Raw genomic sequence first — 2,106 nt, forward strand, 5'->3', positions numbered from 1 at the left:
CAGTAGCATCCGGTCTTCGGGCGTGACGTCGAAGTGGGCCAGACCCCATTCGATGCGGTTCATGATTGACCGGTGTGGCACCTGCACGCCCTTGGGGCCACCGGTGGAGCCGGAGGTGTAGATGACATAGGCGGCGTTGTCCGGTGACAACACACGCTCGGGGTTGGTCTCCGGATATGCGGAGACTTGTGGGAGTGTTTCGTCGAGTGTCAGCACGGGGTCGGCGCTGTCGAGGAGTTGGCGTAGGCGGTCTTCGGGTAGTTCGGTGTCCACGGGCAGATAGGCGGCGCCGGCCTTGACCACCGCGTAGATCGCCACCATCAGCTCAACCGAACGGGGGATACGCACCGCCACGATCCGTTCGGGGCCAGCGCCCTGCTCGACCAGCCAGTGCGCCAACTGGTTGGCACGCCGGTTGAACTCCGCGTAGGTCAGCGTCTCCTGTTCTCCGATCACGGCTTGTCGCTTGGGGGAGTGCTCCGCCTGGGCCTCGAAGGCGTCGGGCAGCGTGCTGGCGGCCACCGGGTGCGCTGTCTGGTTGACCTCCCGCAGCAGCCACTCGCGCTCCTGCGCCGAGAGTATGTCGATCGCGGCGACCGGCAGCTGCGGGTCGGCGGCCACCTGCTCCAACACCCGCACCAGCCGGGTAGCGATCGCCTCCGCCGTCTCCCGGTCGAACAGCTGGGTCGCGTACATCAGGTCGCCCCACAGCGCCCCCGAGTCATCCATGGCCATACTGAAGAACAGGTCGGAAATGGTCGTCGACACGAGGTGCTGCTCGAACTCCACGGTGAGTCCGGGCAGTTCGTAGTCCTGCCGCGCCCAGTTCTGCCAGGCGAACATCACCTGGAACAGCGGCTGGTACGCCGCGGAACGGTCAGGGTTGATCAGCTCGACCAGCGTCTCGAACGGCAGGTCCTGGTGTTCGTAGGCCGCCAGTGCCTTCTCCCGCACCCGCGCCAGCAGATCAGCGAACGACGGATCACCCGACAGATCCACCCGCAGCACCTGGGTGTTGACGAAGAACCCCACCAGATCGGCCAGCGCCTCATCGGTGCGCCCGGCGATCGGGCTGCCGATCGTCACGTCCTCCCCGCCGCCCAGCTTGCCAAGGAGCACTCCGAGGCCGGCCTGCAGGAGCATCGCCATGGTCACACCGTGCTCGTCGGCCAACCGCTGCAGCCCGGCCGCCACCTGCGACCCCACCATGACCTTGACCGTGTCACCGAGCAGGCTCCGTTCCTCGGGTCGCGGACGGTCCAGCGGAAGGCTGAGCGGCTGTGGCACCCCGGCCAGCTCCGCACGCCAGTAGTCGGCCTGTTTCGCGGCCAGACTGTCCGGGTCCGCCACGTCGCCGAGCAGCTCACGCTGCCAGAGCGCGTAATCCTTGTACTGCACCGCCAACGGCTCCCACTCCGGCGCCCGCCCCTCCCGACGCGCTGTGTAGGCGGTGGCCAGGTCCCGTGCCAGCGGCCCACCCGAGACGCCGTCCGAGGCGATGTGGTGGATTACCAGGACCAGGACGTGTTCCTCCGCGGAGCGGCGGAACAGATGGGCCCGTAAGGGGATTTCGGTCGACAGGTCGAAGTGGTGCGCGATGGCCTTGTTGACCACTTCCGCCAGTTCATCGGACGCTACGTCGACGACCGGCACCCGCACCAGCGCCTGCCCCGCGGGCAGGATCTGCTGGTGGGGCTCATCGTCGTCGTCCGTCACATACGTGGTGCGCAGGGTCTCGTGCCGGTCGACGACGTCGTTGATCGCCGCGATGAGAGCGATGTGATCCAGCGGCCCGGTCAACCGGAACGTCGGGGAGATGTTGTAACTCTCCGACCCGCCCTCCAGTTGGTGGGTCAGCCACATACGGCGTTGTGCGTATGACAGTGGAATCACTGGGTCACTCCTCTACGGTCATCTTGCGCATACTGGGGCGAAGGGGGACTGCTGACTCCTCCGACCAGGCGGCGAGCGCCAGCACCGTCGGCATGTCGAAGATCTTGCGGATGGGTATCTCGATCCCCAACTCGACGCGGGCGCGGGTGATCAGTCGGGTGGCGAGCAGGGAGTGCCCGCCGAGTGCGAAGAAGCCGTCGTCGATGCCGACCC

Annotated in this window: 2 protein-coding genes; both read right to left on the reverse strand. The window is 66.9% G+C overall.

The annotated features are described in order from the left end of the window. Positions 1 to 1,893 (reverse strand): condensation domain-containing protein (locus NBG84_RS31650; protein WP_250923118.1); only part of this gene is annotated, 1,893 nt, incomplete at its 3' end. A gap of 4 nt (positions 1,894 to 1,897) precedes the next feature. Next, a partial coding sequence (locus NBG84_RS31655) for a phosphopantetheine-binding protein (RefSeq protein WP_250923119.1) occupies positions 1,898 to 2,106 on the reverse strand: 209 nt, incomplete at its 5' end.

This window comes from Streptomyces albipurpureus (genome assembly GCF_023701525.1).
Lineage (GTDB): Bacteria > Actinomycetota > Actinomycetes > Streptomycetales > Streptomycetaceae > Streptomyces > Streptomyces albipurpureus.